Annotated in this window: 16 protein-coding genes; 7 read left to right on the top strand and 9 right to left on the bottom strand. The window is 72.4% G+C overall.

What is annotated here, in order from left to right:
* Positions 1-961, bottom strand: a 961-nt coding sequence (locus tag ACFWZ5_RS37775) for a LysR family transcriptional regulator (RefSeq protein ID WP_384806471.1), incomplete at its 3' end; no start/stop codon positions are given.
* An 88-nt stretch (positions 962-1,049) separates the two neighbouring features.
* Between ACFWZ5_RS37775 and ACFWZ5_RS37770 the strand changes: the two genes are divergently transcribed.
* Together ACFWZ5_RS37770 and ACFWZ5_RS37765 are read left to right on the top strand one after the other, a co-directional pair.
* Positions 1,050-1,970 carry an EamA family transporter gene (locus ACFWZ5_RS37770; protein ID WP_384806469.1) on the top strand — a complete coding sequence of 307 codons (921 nt, stop codon included), beginning with the start codon at positions 1,050-1,052 and terminating at the stop codon, positions 1,968-1,970.
* Positions 1,967-2,683 carry a MerR family transcriptional regulator gene (locus tag ACFWZ5_RS37765; RefSeq protein WP_384806467.1) on the top strand — a complete coding sequence of 239 codons (717 nt, stop codon included), beginning with the start codon at positions 1,967-1,969 and terminating at the stop codon, positions 2,681-2,683. Before ACFWZ5_RS37770 ends, ACFWZ5_RS37765 begins: the two co-directional genes overlap by 4 nt.
* Here ACFWZ5_RS37765 and ACFWZ5_RS37760 read toward each other — a convergent pair.
* Together ACFWZ5_RS37760 and ACFWZ5_RS37755 are read right to left on the bottom strand one after the other, a co-directional pair.
* Complete coding sequence (locus ACFWZ5_RS37760) at positions 2,680-3,480, bottom strand: sugar phosphate isomerase/epimerase family protein (protein WP_384806465.1); 801 nt, start codon at positions 3,478-3,480, stop codon at positions 2,680-2,682. The genes ACFWZ5_RS37765 and ACFWZ5_RS37760 overlap by 4 nt on opposite strands.
* A 370-nt stretch (positions 3,481-3,850) precedes the next feature.
* Complete coding sequence (locus ACFWZ5_RS37755) at positions 3,851-4,915, bottom strand: LacI family DNA-binding transcriptional regulator (protein WP_384806042.1); 1,065 nt, start codon at positions 4,913-4,915, stop codon at positions 3,851-3,853.
* Between the two features lie 179 nt (positions 4,916-5,094).
* Here ACFWZ5_RS37755 and ACFWZ5_RS37750 point away from each other — a divergent pair, with 179 nt between their 5' ends.
* The 3 genes from ACFWZ5_RS37750 to ACFWZ5_RS37740 are packed head-to-tail and all read left to right on the top strand — an operon-like array spanning position 5,095 to position 8,206.
* Positions 5,095-6,252, top strand: a complete 1,158-nt coding sequence (locus ACFWZ5_RS37750) for a Gfo/Idh/MocA family protein (RefSeq protein ID WP_384806040.1) — start codon at positions 5,095-5,097, stop codon at positions 6,250-6,252.
* Complete coding sequence (locus ACFWZ5_RS37745; protein WP_384806038.1) at positions 6,249-7,340, top strand: dihydrodipicolinate synthase family protein; 1,092 nt, start codon at positions 6,249-6,251, stop codon at positions 7,338-7,340. Before ACFWZ5_RS37750 ends, ACFWZ5_RS37745 begins: the two co-directional genes overlap by 4 nt.
* Positions 7,337-8,206 carry a sugar phosphate isomerase/epimerase family protein gene (locus ACFWZ5_RS37740; protein WP_384806036.1) on the top strand — a complete coding sequence of 290 codons (870 nt, stop codon included), beginning with the start codon at positions 7,337-7,339 and terminating at the stop codon, positions 8,204-8,206. Before ACFWZ5_RS37745 ends, ACFWZ5_RS37740 begins: the two co-directional genes overlap by 4 nt.
* A gap of 10 nt (positions 8,207-8,216) precedes the next feature.
* Here the strand turns inward: ACFWZ5_RS37740 and ACFWZ5_RS37735 are convergent, their stop codons facing one another.
* The 6 genes from ACFWZ5_RS37735 to ACFWZ5_RS37710 all read right to left on the bottom strand — a co-directional run bounded on the left by ACFWZ5_RS37735 (position 8,217) and on the right by ACFWZ5_RS37710 (position 14,898).
* On the bottom strand, positions 8,217-8,621 hold the full coding sequence (locus ACFWZ5_RS37735) for a DUF937 domain-containing protein (protein ID WP_384806034.1): 405 nt from the start codon (positions 8,619-8,621) through the stop codon (positions 8,217-8,219).
* A 268-nt stretch (positions 8,622-8,889) separates the two neighbouring features.
* On the bottom strand, positions 8,890-9,294 hold the full coding sequence (gene rbsD / locus ACFWZ5_RS37730) for a D-ribose pyranase (RefSeq protein ID WP_384798281.1): 405 nt from the start codon (positions 9,292-9,294) through the stop codon (positions 8,890-8,892).
* Positions 9,291-10,226, bottom strand: a complete 936-nt coding sequence (gene rbsK, locus ACFWZ5_RS37725; protein ID WP_384798278.1) for a ribokinase — start codon at positions 10,224-10,226, stop codon at positions 9,291-9,293. Before rbsK ends, rbsD begins: the two co-directional genes overlap by 4 nt.
* A 112-nt stretch (positions 10,227-10,338) precedes the next feature.
* Positions 10,339-12,243 carry a substrate-binding domain-containing protein gene (locus ACFWZ5_RS37720; RefSeq protein WP_384891952.1) on the bottom strand — a complete coding sequence of 635 codons (1,905 nt, stop codon included), beginning with the start codon at positions 12,241-12,243 and terminating at the stop codon, positions 10,339-10,341.
* Between the two features lie 46 nt (positions 12,244-12,289).
* On the bottom strand, positions 12,290-13,861 hold the full coding sequence (locus tag ACFWZ5_RS37715) for a sugar ABC transporter ATP-binding protein (protein ID WP_384798275.1): 1,572 nt from the start codon (positions 13,859-13,861) through the stop codon (positions 12,290-12,292).
* Positions 13,858-14,898, bottom strand: a complete 1,041-nt coding sequence (locus ACFWZ5_RS37710) for a LacI family DNA-binding transcriptional regulator (RefSeq protein ID WP_384798272.1) — start codon at positions 14,896-14,898, stop codon at positions 13,858-13,860. Before ACFWZ5_RS37710 ends, ACFWZ5_RS37715 begins: the two co-directional genes overlap by 4 nt.
* A gap of 215 nt (positions 14,899-15,113) precedes the next feature.
* Between ACFWZ5_RS37710 and ACFWZ5_RS37705 the strand changes: the two genes are divergently transcribed.
* Together ACFWZ5_RS37705 and ACFWZ5_RS37700 are read left to right on the top strand one after the other, a co-directional pair.
* The gene (locus ACFWZ5_RS37705) at positions 15,114-17,372 is read left to right on the top strand and encodes an ATP-dependent RecD-like DNA helicase (RefSeq protein ID WP_384798269.1); all 2,259 of its coding nucleotides are present in this window, start codon (positions 15,114-15,116) and stop codon (positions 17,370-17,372) included.
* A gap of 245 nt (positions 17,373-17,617) precedes the next feature.
* Positions 17,618-18,916 carry a citrate synthase gene (locus tag ACFWZ5_RS37700; RefSeq protein ID WP_384798266.1) on the top strand — a complete coding sequence of 433 codons (1,299 nt, stop codon included), beginning with the start codon at positions 17,618-17,620 and terminating at the stop codon, positions 18,914-18,916.
* Positions 18,917-19,009: the final 93 nt, after the last annotated feature.

The following is a 19,009-nucleotide window of genomic DNA, read 5'->3' as shown; positions in this document are numbered from 1 at the left end:
GGCTATTTCTAGCCCGTCCGGCGTTTGAGGACGAGGCCGAAGGCCGATTGCTTTTCGGGGGCGCACCGCGAGGCCAACGCTCCCGCAGGACCCGTACCGTCTCCACGATGGCCGGCCGCCGCGCCGCCCCCTCCCGCCACACCGCGTACAGCCTCCGCGCAGGCAGCGGATCAAGGGCGACGGCCACCACCCCCGGCGGCAACGGCCCCCGCCCGAGCCGGGGGATCACCGCGATCCCCAGCCCTGCCGCCACGAGCGCGATCAGCGTGGGGTTCTCCTCGGCCTGATGGACGATCATCGGCTCGCACCCGACCTCCCGCATCGTCCGCATCAGCCAGTCGTGGCACACCCGCCCCGGCGGCTGCGCGATCCACCGCTCGCCCCGCAGATCCGTGCGCCGCACCGAGTCCCGCCCGGCCAGCGCATGCCCCTCGGGAACCAGCAGATCGCACAAGTCCTCGCCGATGAGGACCTGTTCGACGCCGGGTGGCGCGGGCAGCGGCGCGATGTCCCAGTCGTGCGCGACCGCGAGGTCCACCGCGCCCTTGGCGACGAGGTCGACGGAGAGATGCGGCTCGACCTCCGCCAGGCGGGCGTCCAGCGCGGGATGGCGGCGCGCGAGCTCCGCGAGCACCCCGGGCAGCAGTCCGCGCGCGGCGGAGGCGAACGCGACGATGCTGAGCCGCCCGGCGGGCACCCCGCGCCGCTCCTCAAGGTCCGTCTCCGTGCGCTCCACGATCGCCAGCAACTCCCGTGCCGCGTCCGCGAGATGCAGCGCCTCCTCGGTGAGCGCGACACCGCGGCCCTGCCGCTCCAGGAGCGTCGTACGGGTCTCGCGCTCCAGCTTGGCGATCTGCTGCGACACGGCGGACGGCGTGTAGCCGAGCGCGGCGGCGGCCGCACCCACCGTCCCGTGCACGGACACGGCGTGCAGCGCCCGCAACCGCCCCAGATCCAGCATCCCGACCCCCACCCCTAAGCGTTCCTAAACTCAATCATGAAGAAATCCGCGCTGGTGCTACATACTCCCGTCGCGTGATCCTCGACGCATGCGTCCCCGTCACATCTGCCTCGCCGTCCTCGTCACCGCCATCTGGGGCGTCAACTTCGTCGTGATCGAGATCGGCCTCGACCACTTCCCGCCGCTGCTGTTCTCCTCCCTGCGCTTCCTCGTCGCGGCGCTGCCCGCGGTGTTCTTCGTCGGCCGCCCCAAGGTCGCCTGGAAGTGGCTGATCGGGGTCGGCCTGTCCCTGGGGGTCGCGAAGTTCGGCCTGCTCTTCATCGGCATGGACGCGGGGATGCCCGCGGGCCTGTCCTCCCTGGTCCTCCAGGTCCAGGCGGTCTTCACGGCACTCCTGGCCTTCGCCGTACTCGGTGAGATCCCCTCCCGCGTCCGCGTCCTCGGGATGGCCATCGCCCTCGCGGGCATCGGTGTGGCGGCGGTCGACGAGGGCGCGTCCGGCCCGCTGACCGCCTTCGGCCTGACCGTCGCGGCCGCGGCCTGCTGGGGCGTGTCCAACGTCCTCACCCGCAAGGCGGCGCCGCCGGACGCCCTGAACTTCATGGTGTGGGTGAGCACCGTCCCGGTACTGCCGCTGCTCGCGCTCTCCCTGCTCTTCGAGGGCCCCTCGCGGGACCTGGACGCGCTGCGCTCGCTCGACTGGCAGGGCGTGGCCGCGCTGGTCTGCGTCGCGTGGGTCGCGACGGTCTTCGGCTTCGGGGCCTGGGGCTATCTGCTGCGCCGCCACCCCGCGTCGACCGTGGCGCCGTTCACGCTCCTGGTGCCGGTGTTCGGGATGTCGTCGGCGGCGCTGTTCCTCGGGGAGCCGGTGAGCGGGCTGCAGTACTGCGCGGCGGCGCTGCTGGTGGGCGGCGTGGCCCTGACGTCCCTGTCGACCGGCCCCCGGACACCCAAGGCCGCTCGGACGTACGCTGCCGACATGCCACGGAAGTCCTCGACCCCCGCATGACGGGCCGCGCCCTGCGCCCCGTCGACCTGGCCCGCATGGCGGGCGTCTCGACCCAGCTGGTGCGCGACTACGCCGACGCGGGCATCCTGCCGCCGACCGAACGCACCCCGTCCGGCTACCGCCGCTTCCACGCCGTGCACGGCCGGGCCCTGCTGACGTACCGCGCGCTCGCCCGGGGCTTCGGCCCCGAGACGTCCCGGGAGATCATGCGGGCGGTGCACGCGGACGACGTACCGAAGGCCCTGGAGCTGACGGACGCCGCGCACGCGGCCCTGCACGACCAGCGCGGCGCGCTGCGGGCGACGGGCGAGGCCCTGGAGGCGATGGCGAGCGCCCCCACGCCCGAACCAGCCCCCCGCACCCCCCTCACGGTGGGCGAGGCCGCGACCCACCTCGGCGTGCGCCCGTCGACGCTCCGCGTCTGGGAGTCGGCGGGCCTGCTCTCACCCGCACGCGAGCGCGGCACCCGCTACCGCCGTTACGACACCACGGACCTCCGCGACGCCCGCATGATCAACCTGCTCCGCCAGGCCCGCTACCCGCTGCCGCAGATCCGCCCCGTCCTGGAGGACCTGCGCACAACGGGCGGCGCGACCGAGCTGCGCGCGGCACTGACCCGGCGCCAGGAGGAGCTGACCCGCAGATCAAGAACGATGCTGGAGGGCGCAGGCCGCCTGCACGCCTACCTGACGCACGAGGCCGAGGAATCCTAGGCGGACTCGGTGAGGAGCCGGGCAAGCAGTTCCCGCCCGCCCCCCAACACCTCAGGAAGCGCCACCGCACCGTCGTACCACCGCTTCTCGTACTCCCAGCACAGCCACCCGTCCCAGCCCTTGCGGCTGAGCAGCTCCACACACTCGCCGATGGGCAGCACGCCCGAGCCGAGGGCGAGCGGCGTGGTGTCGTCGGCGCCCGCGATGTCCTTGACCTGGACGTAGCCGAGGTAGGGGGCGAGGGCGGCATAGGTCTCTGCGACGTCCTCGCCACCGAGCCAGGCGTGCATGAGGTCCCACAGCGCGCCGGCGTGCCGATGGCCGACGAGCCCGAGGATCCGCCCCACGTCGGCGCCCGTGCGATGCGAATCGTGCGTCTCGACGAGGATCCGTACGCCGCAGTCGGCGGCGTACTCGGCGGCGGTACCGAGCCGCCGGGCCGCAGTGGCATCGGCCTCCTCCGCACCCTGCTCGGTCCCCCCACCGGGAAACACCCGAACGAACGGAGCACCGACGTCCCGGGCCAGGCACAGCAGCTCCCGCAACTCGTCGAGCACGGGCTGATCCGCGCCCGGCGCGGCGACGCGCACGTACCCGGCGATCCCCACGACGGAGACACCGGCGTCCTTGAACGCGGCAGCCACGTCGGCCCGTTCGGTGAGGTCGATGCCCGGATGAACGGGTTCTTCGGGGTGCGCGCGCAACTCGACGCCGTGGTAGCCGTGCGCGGTGGCAAGACGCAGGACGTCGGCGACGGGCAGCCCGGGCACGCCGAGCGTGGAGAAGGCGAGTCTCATGGCGCGGACCCTAGTGGCAGCACGATGCCGGTCAACCCCGCGACAGAGGCGATCTACGACTCGTCGTACAACCGGGTAGGTACCTGGACGATCAAGAAGCCGACCAAGAAGCCGACCAAGAAGCCCTGACTGCTGACCGAGAAGCGCTGAGGGCCGAAACCCCCACACCCCCGCAGCCGCGAACGAACCGGAGGGGCCGCGCCGGTATGTCCGCCCGCAGCACGCTCAGACAACTGCCGCTGCCCCGAGGGCGAACGGCGCGTAGGGACGGCGAGGACGGACATACCGGCGCGGCCCCGCTCCACAACGAACCGCAGGCGGCGCAACCCCCACCGGGAGGGAGCCGCCGATGGAGCTCCGCCACAGCGCATCACTCCCGAGGAACCCCAGCACGAGGAACCCCGGTGGACCCCCGCACCATCAACTCCCCATGCACCGAGGCAATCCCCCCGGGCGGCTCCTCCTCCCGCCCCATGGCGATCCGCCCGGCCCGCGCCCCCGCCTCGTACAACGGCAACCGCACGGTGGTGAGCGCGGGCACGGCATCGACGCTGAACGGCAGATCGTCGAACCCGGCCACGGACACGTCCGCAGGAATCCGCAGCCCCCGATCCCGAAGAGCCGCACAAGCCCCCAGCGCCACGGTGTCGTTCGCGGCGACCACGGCGGTCAACGACGGCTCCCGCCGCAGCAGTTCGACGGTCGCGTCGTACCCGGAGCGCCGGTCGTAGGGCCCGTGCAGGGTCAGCCGCGGATCGTCGTCGATACCGGCCCCCGCCAACGCCTCCCGGTGCCCTTCGAGCCGATGCCGCGTGGTGGTCCGCTCCACGGGCCCGGCGATGTACGCGACCCGCCGGTGCCCGAGCGCCAGCACGTGCTCGGTGAGCCGCCGCCCCCCGCCACGGTTGTCGAAGGTGAGGGCGACGGAATCCGGCGCACCCTCGGCCGGAGGCCGCCCGCACAGGACGACCCGGGCCCCCGAGTCCCCGAGCCGCCGCAGCTTCCCGCCGATCGCGGCGGCGTGGGCGGGGTCCTCGCTGGCGCCGCCGGTGACGACGACGGCGGCGGCCCGCTGCCGCTGGAGCAGGGTCAGATAGGTGAGCTCCCGTTCGGGCGACCCGCCGGTGTTGCACACGACGGCCATGCGCTCGCCCCCGGCGCGCCCGCCGGGCCCGCCGATCTCGGACTGCACCGCGCTCGCCATGATGCCGAAGAAGGGGTCGGCGATGTCGTTGACGAGGATGCCGACGAGGTCGGAGGTGGCGGCGGCGAGGGAGCTGGCGGGCCCGTTGAGGACGTAGTCGAGCTCGTCGACGGCCCGCAGTACGCGCTCGCGGGTGGCGGCGGCGACGGGGTAGTTGCCGTTCAGGACGCGGGAGACGGTGGCGGGGGACACCTGGGCGCGGGCCGCCACGTCCGCCAGGGTCACGGTCATCTAGTGGTCCTCCGGTCTTGTACGAACATTGTCCGGCAGGCTAGCTTCTCCCAGTAGAAAGCGCTTGCTATGCGCGCATGCCGTCCCACCGCACGGAACACCGAAGAAACCCCCGGCCCGACGACGGAAAAACCCCGCCCTGACGACGGAGAAACCCCCGGCCCGACGGAGGAACTCACGTGACACGGAAGACGGTCCGCATCGCCATGAACGGCGTGACGGGACGCATGGGTCACCACCAGCACCTGGTCCGTTCGATCCTCGCGCTGCGCGAGCAGGGCGGCCTCGACCTGGAGGACGGCGACGGCACGGTGCTGTGGCCGGAGCCGGTCCTGGTGGGCCGCAGGGAACCGGCGCTGCGCGCACTGGCCGGGCGCCACGGCCTCACGCACTGGTCGACGGACCTGGACGCGGTGCTCGCCGACCCGACGGTCGAGATCTACTTCGACGCGCAGGTGACGTCGGCGCGGGAGGACGCGGTGCGGCGAGCCGTGGCCGCGGGCAAGCACGTGTACGTCGAGAAGCCGTCGGCGACGACCCTGGAGGCAGCCCTTGACCTGGCCCGCCGCGCGCGACAGGCGGGCGTGAAGCACGGGGTGGTGCAGGACAAGCTGTTCCTGCCGGGCCTGCGCAAGCTGAAGCGGCTCGTGGACGGCGGGTTCTTCGGGCACGTCCTGTCGGTGCGGGGGGAGTTCGGGTACTGGGTGTTCGAGGGCGACTGGCAGCCCGCGCAGCGCCCGTCGTGGAACTACCGGGCGGAGGACGGCGGCGGCATCGTCGTGGACATGTTCCCGCACTGGGACTACGTGCTGCACGAGCTGTTCGGCAGGGTGCGCACGGTCCAGGCGCTCGCGGCGACGCACGTCCCGCAGCGCTGGGACGAGCGGGGCAAGCCGTACGCGGCGACGGCGGACGATGCGGCGTACGCGGTCTTCGAGCTCGACGGGGGCGCGATCGCGCAGATCAACTCGTCGTGGGCGGTGCGGGTGAACCGCGACGAGCTGGTCGAGTTCCAGGTGGACGGCACGGAGGGCTCGGCGGTCGCGGGCCTGCGCACGTGCCGCGTGCAGCACCGCGCGACGACGCCGAAGCCGGTGTGGAACCCGGACCTGCCGGCCGTCCACCGCTTCCGGGAGCAGTGGCAGGAGGTCCCGGACAACGAGGAGTTCGAGAACGGCTTCAAGGCGCAGTGGGAGCTGTTCCTGCGGCACGTGTACGCGGACGCGCCGTACCACTGGGACCTGTTCGCGGGCGCGCGCGGCGTGCAGCTGGCGGAGCTGGGCCTGAGGTCGTCGGCGGAGGGCCGCCGCGTCGACGTACCGGAGATCGCGCCGTGACCACGGGCGCGCCCCCGCTGCGCACCCGCACCGTCCTCGCCGCCGCGCACGTGGTCGCCGACCCGAACGCGGACGTGTCGCCGGACGGCCCGGCCGCCGTCGACTGGGACGCCACGCTCGCCTTCCGCCGCCACCTGTGGGCGCACGGCCTGGGCGTGGCGGAGGCGATGGACACCGCGCAGCGAGGCATGGGCCTGGACTGGGCGGGGGCGGCGGAGCTGATCCGCCGCTCCGCGGCGGAGGCGAAGGCGGTGGGCGGCCGGATCGCGTGCGGCGCGGGCACGGACCAACTCACCTCGCAGGCCGCCACGTTGGCAGAGGTACTCCGCGCGTACGAGGAGCAACTCGCGCTGGTGGAGGACACGGGCGCGCAGGCGATCCTCATGGCGTCACGCGCCCTCGCGGCGACGGCCCGGGGCCCGGACGACTATCTGACGACGTACGACACGCTCCTGCGCCAGGCGGCCACGCCCGTGATCCTGCACTGGCTGGGCCCCATGTTCGACCCGGCCCTGGAGGGCTACTGGGGCTCGCCGGACCTGGACGCGGCGACGGACACGTTCCTGGAGGTGATCGCCGCGCACCCCGGCAAGGTCGACGGCGTGAAGATCTCGCTCCTGGACGCGGACCGCGAGGTCGCCCTGCGCCGCCGCCTCCCCGACGGCGTCCGCTGCTACACGGGCGACGACTTCCACTACCCGGAGCTGATCGAGGGCGACGACCACGGCCACAGCCACGCGCTGCTCGGCGTCTTCGACCCGCTGGCCCCGGTGGCGGCGCGGGCGGTCCGGGCGCTGGACGCCGACGACCCGAAGGCGTTCCGCGCGCTCCTGGACCCGACCGTGGACCTGGCCCGGCACCTCTTCGAGGCGCCGACCCGCTACTACAAGACGGGCGTGGTCTTCCTGGCCTGGCTCGCGGGCCACCAGCGCCACTTCACGATGGTCGGCGGCCTCCAGTCGGCGCGCTCGCTCCCGCACCTCACCAGGGCGTACGAGCTCGCCGCCGCGCTGTCCATGTTCCCCGACCCGGAGAGGGCGGAACACCGCATGCGGACGCTCCTGAAGGTCTACGGAGTAACAAGATGACCCCACCCCCACCCCCACCCCCACCCCCGTCTCCCCTTTCTCCTCCGGCGGACCTGAGCGTCAACCAGATGACGGTCAAACAGCTGTCGCTCCCCGAACTCGTCACCGCCTGCGCGGACCTGGGCATCCGCGGGGTCGGCCTGTGGCGCGAGCCCGTTCAGGCGTACGGCGTCGAGGCCGCGGCGAAGCTCATGCGGGCCGCGGGCCTCGCCGTCACCACGCTCTGCCGGGGCGGCTTCGTCACGGCGGAGGACCCGCAGGAGCGGGCCGGGGCGCTCGCCGACAACCGCGCGGCCGTCGAGGAGGCGGCCGCGCTCGGCACCGACACCCTCGTCCTGGTCTCCGGCGGCCTCCCGCCCGGCAGCCGCGACCTGCACGCGGCCCGTTCCCGGGTGGCGGACGCCCTGGCCGAACTCGCCCCCTACGCCGCCCGGCACGGCGTCCGCCTCGCGCTGGAACCCCTCCACCCCATGTACGCGGCCGACCGCTGCGTGGTCTCCACCCTCACCCAGGCCCTCGACCTCGCCGCACCCTTCCCCGCGGACCAGGTCGGCGTCTGCGTGGACACGTACCACGTCTGGTGGGACGACCGGGCCCCCGCCGCCGTCGCCCGCGCGGGCACCGAACACCGCCTGCACGCCTTCCAGCTCGCCGACTGGACCACCCCCCTGCCCCACGGCGTCCTCACCGGCCGCGGCCAACTCGGCGACGGCACAGTCGACTTCCCCCACTGGCGCACCCTGATGACCACCGCGGGCTACACGGGCCCGATCGAGGTCGAACTCTTCAACGAGACCCTGTGGACGAGAAACGGCCACGAGGTCCTCAGGGAGACGGTCCGGAGGTATGTGACGTACGCGTGCTGAGCCGGGGGCGCTACTTCTTGCCGCCCGTCGCGCGCTTGGTCAGGACCGCCAGGATCACCGGGAGCAGCATCTCGATCACTCGGGTCACCGTCGCCGCCGGGATGCCCGTCTTCTTCGACACGGCGTTCGCGACCGGCTTGCTCAGTTTGCCGAGCACTCCGGCCGCCATGCCGCCGCCGAGGAGGCCGCCCAGGCCGCCGCCGAGGGTGGCCACGCCCTGGAGGGGCGCGTCCTCGGGCGCGGGGGCCTCCGTCGGGAGCTCGCCGGAGAGCGTGGAGACCGTCGTGCCCACGACGTCCCGCGCACCGGCCGTGTCGGTGCCGAGCACGCCCGCGATCTCCTGGAGCTTGTCGTCGCCCAGTTCGGCCATGACGTCGTCTTCGAAGGAAGCGCCTTGCGGGGAGTTGTCGCTCATGTGCAGAACGCTACGTCCGGGGCGGTTCGTCGGCACGCCGAAAACTTCCGGCGTAACTTTCCGGAGCCGTGCAACCCTTCTCCGTCGCCGGGTGTCGTAGTGGGTGCCGGTGGCTCCGGAGGGGGGAATCTGGGGGGATTTCCGCGGAGCGCCCGGCTGGGGAGGGGAACCCGAGGGGGCCCGGTCGACGGACCGGGCCCCCTCGAAACGCCTCCACCCCCACCTTCACAAGAAGGCGCCGCTCAGCAGCAAGGCGCCGCTCAGCCGCTCAGAAGAAGACGCCGCACGTCAGCAGCGCGTTCGCGTACGGCCGTGCCTCCCCGGTGCGGACCACGAGGCGGGCGTCGGCCGTGCGCCGCTTGAGCTCCTCGTGCGGCACCAGATCCAGCCACGGACCCGGCGCCCCGGGGAACCGGTCCGCGAGCAGCCCCGCCGCCGGCGGATTCGCCGCCCGCACCTCGCGCGCCGCCACCGCCCCCTCCACCACGAGCTCCCCGAGCAGCCCGTCGAGGACCTCGGCGAACGACGGCACCCCGGCCACGAACGCCAGATCCACCACCCGCGGCCCCGCCGGAATCGGCATCCCCGCGTCGCACACCAGGACCCGGTCGCCGTGCCCCAGCTCGGCGAGGGCGCCCGCGAGATGGCGGTTGAGTATCCCCGCCCGCTTCACCGCCCGGCGCCAGGACCCACGAGCGCCGCGACCTCGGCGGCGGTCGGGTACGACGCCTGCGCCCCCGCCCGCGTCACGGCGAGCGCGCCCACCTTCACCGCGTACCGCGCCGCCGCCGCCAGGCTCTCGCCCGCGCCGAGCCGCCACGCGAGCGCCGCCGTGAACGCGTCCCCGGCCCCCGTCGTGTCCACCGCGGCCACCGTCACCGACGGCACGAGCTCGCACTCCTCGACCGTCGCCACCAGCGCGCCGCGCTCGCCGAGCGTCACGACCACCGAGCGCGGGCCGAGCGCGAGGAGCTCCTTCGCCCAGTCCTGCGGCTCGTCCGACACCGGCACACCGGCCCCGGCGCCCTGGAGGATCACCCGCGCCTCGTGCTCGTTCACGATCAGCGGATCGCAGGCCGCGAGGACCTCCGGCGGCAGGGGCGCGGGCGGCGACGGGTTCAGGACCAGACGCGTGCCGTGGGGCAGCGCGCGGGCCACCTCCGCGACCGTCTCCAGCGGGATCTCCAGCTGCACCGACACCACGCTCGCCGCCGCGAACAGGGACGCGGCGGCCCGTACGTCGTCCGGCGTCAGACGCGCGTTGGCGCCCGGCGCCACCACGATGCTGTTGTCGCCCGACGGATCCACGGTGATTAGCGCGACCCCGGTGGGCGCGCCGCCCACCAGGACCCCGACCGTGTCCACGCCCGCCGACCGCTGCGCGTCGAGCAGCAGCCGCCCGTACGCGTCGTCGCCGACCCGGGCGAGGAGCGCCGTGGCCGCGCCGAGCCGGGCCGCCGCCACCGCCTGGTTCGCGCCCTTGCCGCCCGGGTGGACCGCGAGGTCGGAGCCGAGGACCGTCTCACCGGCGGCGGGCCGCCGCTCCACGGCGGTCACCAGATCGGCGTTGGCCGACCCCACGACCAGCAGGTCGTACTCGTGCATTCCTGTACTGCCTTTCACCCTGTTCACGACGCCCTGTTCACGCCGCCTCGTTCACGCCGCCCCGTTCACGGCGTCCGCGCACGTCCGCGCACTCGTCGGTCCCACCGTACGGTCACCCGAAGTCCTTCACGTTCTTCGCCGTGACCACCTTCACCGGCACCTTCACCAGCGAGTCGACCTTCTTGCCGTCCGCCACCGCCACGGCGTTGCGGACCGCGATCCTGCCGAGCTCCTTCGGCTGCTGCGCCACCGACGCGTACAGCGTGCCGTCCCCGACCGCCTTCAGGCCGTCCGGCGTGCCGTCGAAGCCGACCACCGACACCGACTTCCCGGCCTTGCCGCCGAGCGCCTTGACCGCGCCGAGCGCCATCTCGTCGTTCTCCGCGAACACGCCGTCGACGCCCGGGTGGCCCTGCAGCAGGTTCGTCATGACGTCCAGGCCCTTCGTGCGGTCGAAGTCCGCGGGCTGCTTGGCGACCACCTTGATGCCGGGGAACTCCTTGATGCCCTCGGCGAAGCCCTGGCCGCGCTCACGGCTCGCGGACGTGCCCGCGGTGCCCTGGAGCACGGCCACCTCGCCCTTGCCGCCGAGCTTGTCGGCGAGGGCCTTCGCGGCCTGCCTGCCGCCCGCGACGTTGTCGGACGCGACGAGCGTGGCGACGTCCGCCTTGTTGACGCCGCGATCGGCGGCGACCACCGGGATGTCGGCCTTGTTCGCGGCGCGCGCCGCCGGGCCCACCGCGTCGGAGTCGACCGGGTTGACGATGACGGCCTTCATGCTCTCGCTGGTGAAGTTCTGCAGCTGGTTGGCCTGCTGGGACGCGTCGTTCTGCGCGTCCGTCACCGTCAGCTTCACTCCCTGCCGCTCGGCCTCCGCCTGCGCGCCCTCCTTCATCTGTACGAAGAAGGGGTTGTTGAGCGTGGACAGGGACAGGCCGACCTTCGTCGACGAGCCCGAACCGCCGGTGTTCCACAGGGACACCGCCGCGATCACGGCCGCCGCGACGACGGCGGCGAGGGTGTACTTCAGCGCCTGCGGCCCCTTGCGTCCGGCCCCCGACGACGTACTGCCGACCGGCGTGCCCGCCGACGCCCCCGCCTTCCTGCGCACCGTGTCGAGGAGCACCGCGAGCGCGATGACGACACCGATGACCACCTGCTGCCAGAACGCCGACACGGACAGGAGGTTGAGGCCGTTGCGCAGGACCGCGAGGATCAGCGCGCCGATCAGCGTGCCCGACGCCTTGCCGACGCCGCCCGCGAGGCTCGCGCCGCCGATGACGACCGCGGCGATCGCGTCCAGCTCGTAGCCCTGCGCGGCCTGCGGCTGCGCGGAGACCAGACGGGACGCGAGGACGATGCCCGCGACCGCCGCGAACAGGCCGGAGAGCGCGTAGATCGCGAGCTTCTGCCGCTTGACCCGCAGGCCCGAGAGCCGCGCCGCCTCCTCGTTGCCGCCGATCGCGTACATGGAGCGGCCGATGTACGTGCGCGCCAGGATCAGCGCCGTCACCAGGCCCATCGCGACCATCACGATGACCGGCACCGGCAGCCAGCCGCCGAGGGTGTCACCGACCTTGGACACGGACTCCGGGAAGGCGATCGGGCTGCCCTGCGAGATCACCAGGGACAGGCCGCGGGCCACCGACAGCATCGCGAGCGTCGCGATGAACGGCGGCAGCTTCCCGTACGAGACGAGCGCGCCGTTGACCAGACCGCAGGCGATGCCCGTGGCGACCGCGAGGAGCACCGCTATCGCGACGGGCACGCCCTCCTTCGTCGCCGACCACGCGAGGACCGTCGCCGAGAGCGCCGCCACCGAGCCGACCGACAGGTCGATGCCCGCGGAGACGATGACGAAGGTGACGCCGAAGGCGAGGATCGCCGTCACGGCCGCCTGCACCCCGACGTTGAGCAGGTTCTGCGTGGTCAGGAAGTCCCCGGACAGCAGCGACATCGCCACCACCAGGGCCACCAGGGCGGTGAGCGCCCCGTTGTCGAGCAGCAGGCGCCGCAGGTCGAGCCCGCTCGCGCCGCCGGTGGCCGTCTTGTCCGGCCGGGTGTCAGTGGTTGCCACGGGAACCCTCCTCCGCGTCCCCCGCAGGGGTGGTGTCGTGCTGTTCGGTCGGCGTCTCGCGCGAGGTGCCGACGGCGAGCGCCATCACGGCGTCCTGCGTCGCGTCCTCGGCGGCCAGTTCGCCCGCGAGGCGGCCCTCGGCCATCACCAGGACCCGGTCGCTCATGCCGAGCACCTCGGGCAGGTCGCTGGAGATCATCAGGACGGCGTGCCCGGCCGCCGTCAGTTCGTTGATCAGCTGGTAGATCTCGACCTTCGCGCCGACGTCGATGCCGCGCGTCGGCTCGTCGAGGATCAGCACCCGCGCCTTCGCGAGCAGCCACTTGCCGATGACGACCTTCTGCTGGTTGCCGCCGGACAGCGTGCGCACGTGCTGGTGCAGGCCCGCCATGCGCACCCCGAGCTGCCCGGCGATCCGCTCGGCCGCCGACCGCTGGGCACCCCGGTCGACCAGGCCCGCCCGGGTCGCCGAACGCAGCGTCACCAGGCCCAGGTTGTCGGCCACGGACGCGTCCAGGACGAGCCCCTGACCCTTGCGGTCCTCCGGTACGAGGCCGATCCCGGCCGTCATCGCGGCGTACACGTCGTGGCGCGGCAGGGCGCGGCCCCCGACCTCCACCGAGCCCGCGTCGTACGGGTCGGCGCCGAAGACGGCCCGCGCGACCTCCGTGCGGCCCGCGCCGACCAGGCCCGCCACGCCGACGACCTCACCGGCGCGCACCTCGAAGCCGACGTCGTGGAAGACGCCGTTCCGGGTGAGTCCGCGCACCCGCAGCAACGGCGCGTCACCGCCGTCGAGTTCGGGCCGCTGTCTCGGGTACTGCTGCTCGATGGAGCGGCCCACCATGAGCCGTACGAGCTCGTCCTCGGGCGTCGACGCGGGCACCTGGCCCACGCTTCTGCCGTCGCGGATGACGCTCACGCGGTCGCCGAGCGCGGCGATCTCCTCCAGGTGGTGCGTGATGAAGACGACGCCCACGCCGTCCGCGCGCAGCGCCCGCACGATGGTGAAGAGCTTGTCGACCTCTTCGGAGGTGAGGACTGCGGTCGGCTCGTCCATGATGAGCACGCGCGCGTGCAGGCTGAGCGCCTTGGCGATCTCCACCATCTGGAGCCGGGCGATGCCGAGCTCGCGGCAGCGGGCGCGCGGCGACACGTCGACGCCCACCCGCGCGAGCAGCTCGGCCGCGTCGGCGTCCATCTTCTTGCGGTCGATCAGGCCGTAGCGGCGCGGCTGGCGCCCCAGGAAGATGTTCTCGGCGACCGTCAGGTCGGGGACGAGATTGAACTCCTGATAGATAGTGGCGATTCCTAGACGCTCGGCGTCCTGCGCTCCGTGGATGCGGACTTCCTCGCCGCCCACGAGGATGCGGCCCGCGTCGGCCTGGTGGGCGCCGGACAGCATCTTGATCAGGGTGCTCTTGCCCGCGCCGTTCTCGCCGAGCAGGACGTGCACCTCGCCCGCGCGCAGGTCGAAGTCGACGCCGTCGAGCGCCACGACGCCCGGGAAGGCCTTGCGGATGCCTTCGACGCGCAGCAACTCTCCGTCGTGGCTCACGGGTTGCTCCTTCCAGCAGGGGATCCGTCGGTGGGGGGCGCGGCCGCGCCGCAGGAGCGGCGGACGACCAGGCGCGCGGGCAGCGTCACGGACCGGGGCGTGCGCCCCTCGATGCGGTCGGTGAGCGCCCGTACGGCGGCCCGGCCGAGCTCGCCCGTGGGCTGGGCGACGGCCGTGACCGGCGGGTCGGTGTGCACGAACCAGGGGATGTCGTCGAACGCGGCGAGCGCGATGTCGTCCGGCACCCGCAGGCCCCGCGCGCGGATGGCGTCGAGCGCGCCGAGCGCCATCAGGTTGTCGGCGGCGAACACCACGTCCGGCGGCTCCGGCAGGTCCAGGAAGCGCTCGGTGGCGCGGCGCCCGCTCGCGGCCTGGAAGTCGCCCTGCCCCACGTAGGCGGCGGGCAGCTCGATGCCGTACTCCGCGAGCGCGTCGCGGAACGCCTCGACGCGCTCGCTGCCCGTCGTCGTGGCGGCCGGGCCCGCGATGATGGCGAGCCTGCGGTGCCCGAGCCCGTGCAGATGGGCGACCAGGTCCCGCACGGCGGCGCGGCCGTCGGCGCGCACCACGGGCACGTCCACGCCGGGGATCCACCGGTCGACGAAGACCATCGGGGTGCCGGCCCGTGCGGCGTCCAGGATCAGCGGGGAGCCGCCGTCGGTGGGGGAGACGAGCAGGCCGTCGATGCGGCGGTCCAGGAGGGTCCGGATGTGGTGGTCCTGGATCTCGGGCCGCTCGTCGGCGTTGCCGAAGATGATGCTGTAGCCGAGCGCACGGGCCTCCTCCTCGACGGAGCGGGCCAGCTCGGTGAAGTACGGATTCAGGACATCGCTGATGATCAGGCCGAGCGTGCGCGTCTGATCCGTGCGCAGGGAGCGCGCGAGGGTGTTGGGCCGGTAGCCGAGCGCCTCCACGGCGTCCAGGACCCGGGTCCTCGCCCCGGGACTGACCGACGCGTGCCCGTTCAGGACACGGGAGACCGTGGCCACGGAGACGCCCGCCCGAGCCGCGACGTCCTTGATGCCGACGCTTGCCACTGCCGATGCCACCTCCTCGTGGAATCGATTACACGAGGATTGAAAACGATTACACGGCCGCTGACAACCCCCCTGCGGGTTGGCCGAAACCCGATCGTGATGTTGCCGACCCCGCCCCCGAGCCCGGCCCCGCCCCCGACCCCGTCGTGCCGCCGCGACACCCGCACGCCCCGTGCGCCGTAGTCGCTGTCAGTGGCCGGCGGTAGCGTCGGATCATGTCCAGTGCCGCACAGCAGAGCGCGCCCGGGGTCCCCGCGCCCCGCATGGCCGTCGTCGAGGGCGTACTAGAGCGCATCACGTACGCCAACGAGGAGAACGGCTACACGGTGGCGCGGGTGGACACCGGACGCGGCGGCGGCGATCTGCTCACGGTCGTCGGGTCGCTGCTCGGCGCCCAGGTCGGCGAGTCCCTGCGGATGGAGGGCCGTTGGGGCTCCCACCCGCAGTACGGCAAGCAGTTCACCGTGGAGAACTACACGACGGTGCTCCCGGCGACCATCCAGGGCATCCGCCGCTATCTGGGCTCCGGCCTCATCAAGGGCATCGGCCCGGTCATGGCCGACCGCATCACCACGCACTTCGGCGTCGACACGCTCGACGTCATCGAGCGGGAGCCCAAGCGCCTCGTCGAGGTCCCCGGCCTCGGCCCCAAGCGCACGAAGATGATCGCCGCCGCGTGGGAGGAGCAGAAGGCCATCAAGGAGGTGATGGTCTTCCTCCAGGGCGTCGGCGTCTCCACGTCCATCGCCGTGCGCATCTACAAGAAGTACGGCGACGCGTCGATCTCGGTCGTGAGGAACGAGCCGTACCGCCTGGCCGCCGACGTCTGGGGCATCGGCTTCCTCACCGCCGACCGCATCGCCCAGTCCGTCGGCATCCCGCACGACAGCCCGGACCGCGTCAAGGCGGGCCTGCAGTACGCCCTTTCGCAATCCACCGACCAGGGCAACTGCTTCCTGCCCGAGGAGCGCCTGATCGCCGACGCGGTCAAGCTCCTCCAGGTCGACACGGGCCTGGTCATCGACTGCCTCGCGGAGCTCGCGGGCGAGGACGAGGGGGTGGTGCGGGAGCCCGTGCCCGGCCCCGAGGGTGACGGCACGACCGTCACGGCCGTCTATCTGGTCCCCTTCCACCGCGCCGAACTCTCCCTGTCCGCCCAGCTGTTGCGCCTCCTGCGCGCCCCGGACGACCGCATGCCCGGCTTCCGGGACGTCGCCTGGGACAAGGCCCTCGCCTGGCTCGCGCGGCGCACGGGTGCCGAGCTGGCGCCCGAGCAGGAGGAGGCCGTGCGGCTCGCCCTCACCCAGAAGGTCGCCGTCCTCACCGGCGGGCCCGGCTGCGGCAAGTCCTTCACGGTCCGCTCCGTCGTGGAGCTGGCCCGCGCCAAGAAGGCGAAGGTGCTCCTCGCCGCGCCCACGGGCCGCGCCGCCAAGCGCCTCGCCGAGCTCACGGGCGCCGAGGCGTCCACCGTCCACCGCCTCCTGGAGCTCAAGCCGGGCGGCGACGCGGCGTACGACAAGGACCGGCCCCTGGACGCCGACCTGGTGGTCGTCGACGAGGCGTCCATGCTGGACCTGCTGCTCGCCAACAAGCTGGTGAAGGCGGTCCCTCCGGGCGCCCATCTGCTCTTCGTGGGCGATGTGGACCAGCTGCCGAGCGTCGGCGCGGGCGAGGTCCTGCGGGATCTGCTCAGCGACGGCAGCCCGGTGCCCGCGGTCCGGCTCACGCGCGTCTTCCGGCAGGCGCAGCAGTCGGGCGTGGTCACCAACGCCCACCGCATCAACTCCGGCCAACAGCCCCTCACGCAGGGCCTCACCGACTTCTTCCTGTTCGTCGAGGAGGACACCGAGGAGGCGGGGCGGCTCACCGTGGACGTCGCGGCGCGCCGCATCCCCGCCAAGTTCGGGCTCGACCCGCGCCGGGACGTGCAGGTCCTCGCCCCCATGCACCGCGGCCCCGCGGGCGCGGGCACGCTGAACGGCCTGCTCCAGCAGGCCGTCACGCCCGGCCGCCCCGACCTGCCCGAGAAGCGCTTCGGCGGCCGCGTCTTCCGCGTCGGCGACAAGGTCACCCAAATTCGCAACAACTATGAAAAGGGACAGAACGGCGTCTTCAACGGCACGGTGGGCGTGGTCACCGCCCTGGACGCCGACGAGCAGCGGCTCACGGTCGTGACGGACGAGGACGAGGAGGTGGGGTACGACTTCGACGAGCTGGACGAGCTGGCCCACGCGTACGCGGTGACGATCCACCGCTCACAGGGCAGCGAGTACCCGGCGGTGGTGATCCCGGTCACCACCGGCGCCTGGATGATGCTCCAGCGGAATCTGCTCTATACGGCAGTGACCCGCGCCAAGAAGCTGGTCGTCCTTGTCGGTTCGCGCAAGGCTCTGGGACAGGCGGTCCGTACGGTCTCGGCGGGCAGGCGCTGCACGGCCCTGGACCACCGGCTCGCGGGCCGCCGGGCGCTCTGACGCGACGCCCCCCTCGGCGCCGCCCGCGTCAAGCTGCCCGACCGATGATCGATCATTTGAGTCGCAAAGGTCACAGAGCACTTTCGGAACCACTCGGGAGGGGGCAGGATGAGCAGGTTGGCGGCACTGAGTGCCGCCATTAGGCCCAATGGTCGACCCCGAGTGCACTCTCCAGGGCCAAATGGGGGATGGTAGAGACAGTCAGGGCACCTCGAAGAAGAGGCACAACGTCGGTGAGGGATGACGTGAGCGAGAACGCTAACAACGCAGTGGTACTCCGGTACGGCGACGGCGAGTACACCTACCCGGTGATCGAGTCGACTGTCGGCGACAAGGGCTTCGATATCGGCAAGCTCCGCGCCCAGACCGGTCTGGTGACCCTGGACAGCGGCTACGGCAACACCGCCGCGTACAAATCCGCCGTCACCTACCTCGACGGCGAGCAGGGCATCCTGCGCTACCGCGGCTACCCGATCGAGCAGCTGGCCGAGCGTTCCACCTTCCTCGAGGTGGCGTACCTGCTGATCAACGGCGAGCTGCCGAAGGTCGACGAGCTGGCCGCGTTCCGCAACGAGATCACGCAGCACACCCTGCTGCACGAGGACGTCAAGCGCTTCTACGACGGCTTCCCGCGGGACGCGCACCCGATGGCGATGCTGTCCTCGGTGGTCAGCGCCCTGTCGACGTTCTACCAGGACAGCCACAACCCGTTCGACGAGAAGCAGCGGCACATCTCGACGATCCGCCTGCTCGCCAAGCTCCCGACGATCGCGGCGTACGCGTACAAGAAGTCGGTCGGCCACCCGGTGGTCTACCCGCGCAACGACCTCGGCTACGTCGAGAACTTCCTGCGCATGACCTTCTCGGTGCCCGCCGCCGAGTACGACCTCGACCCGGTCGTCGTCTCCGCCCTGGACAAGCTCCTCATCCTGCACGCGGACCACGAGCAGAACTGTTCGACGTCCACGGTCCGCCTGGTCGGCTCCTCGCAGGCGAACATGTTCGCCTCGATCTCCGCCGGCATCTCCGCCCTCTGGGGCCCGCTGCACGGCGGCGCCAACCAGTCGGTCCTGGAGATGCTGGAGGGCATCCAGGCGAACGGCGGCGACGTCGACTCCTTCATCCGCAAGGTGAAGAACAAGGAGGACGGCGTCCGCCTGATGGGCTTCGGCCACCGGGTGTACAAGTCCTTCGACCCGCGCGCCAAGATCATCAAGGCGGCGGCGCACGATGTCCTCTCGGCGCTCGGCAAGTCCGACGAGCTGCTCGACATCGCGCTGAAGCTGGAGGAGCACGCGCTCTCCGACGACTACTTCGTCTCGCGCAACCTCTACCCGAACGTGGACTTCTACACGGGTCTGATCTACCGCGCGATGGGCTTCCCGACCGAGATGTTCACGGTCCTGTTCGCCCTCGGCCGCCTGCCGGGCTGGATCGCCCAGTGGCACGAGATGATCAAGGAGCCGGGTTCCCGCATCGGGCGCCCGCGCCAGATCTACACGGGCGAGGTCATCCGGGACTTCGTCCCGGTAGAGGCTCGCTAGAACGCTAGGTGTGCCCCGTAAGGGGCGCGGGGAACTGCGCGCTCAGCGCGCAACAAGCCGCAGACGCGTCTGCTCAGTTACTCGGCTGACGCG

This window comes from Streptomyces sp. NPDC059003 (assembly GCF_042740445.1).
Classification (GTDB): Bacteria; Actinomycetota; Actinomycetes; order Streptomycetales; family Streptomycetaceae; genus Streptomyces.
The sequence above is the reverse complement of the archived record's forward strand: the minus strand, read 5'-3'. Positions and strand labels throughout refer to the sequence as shown.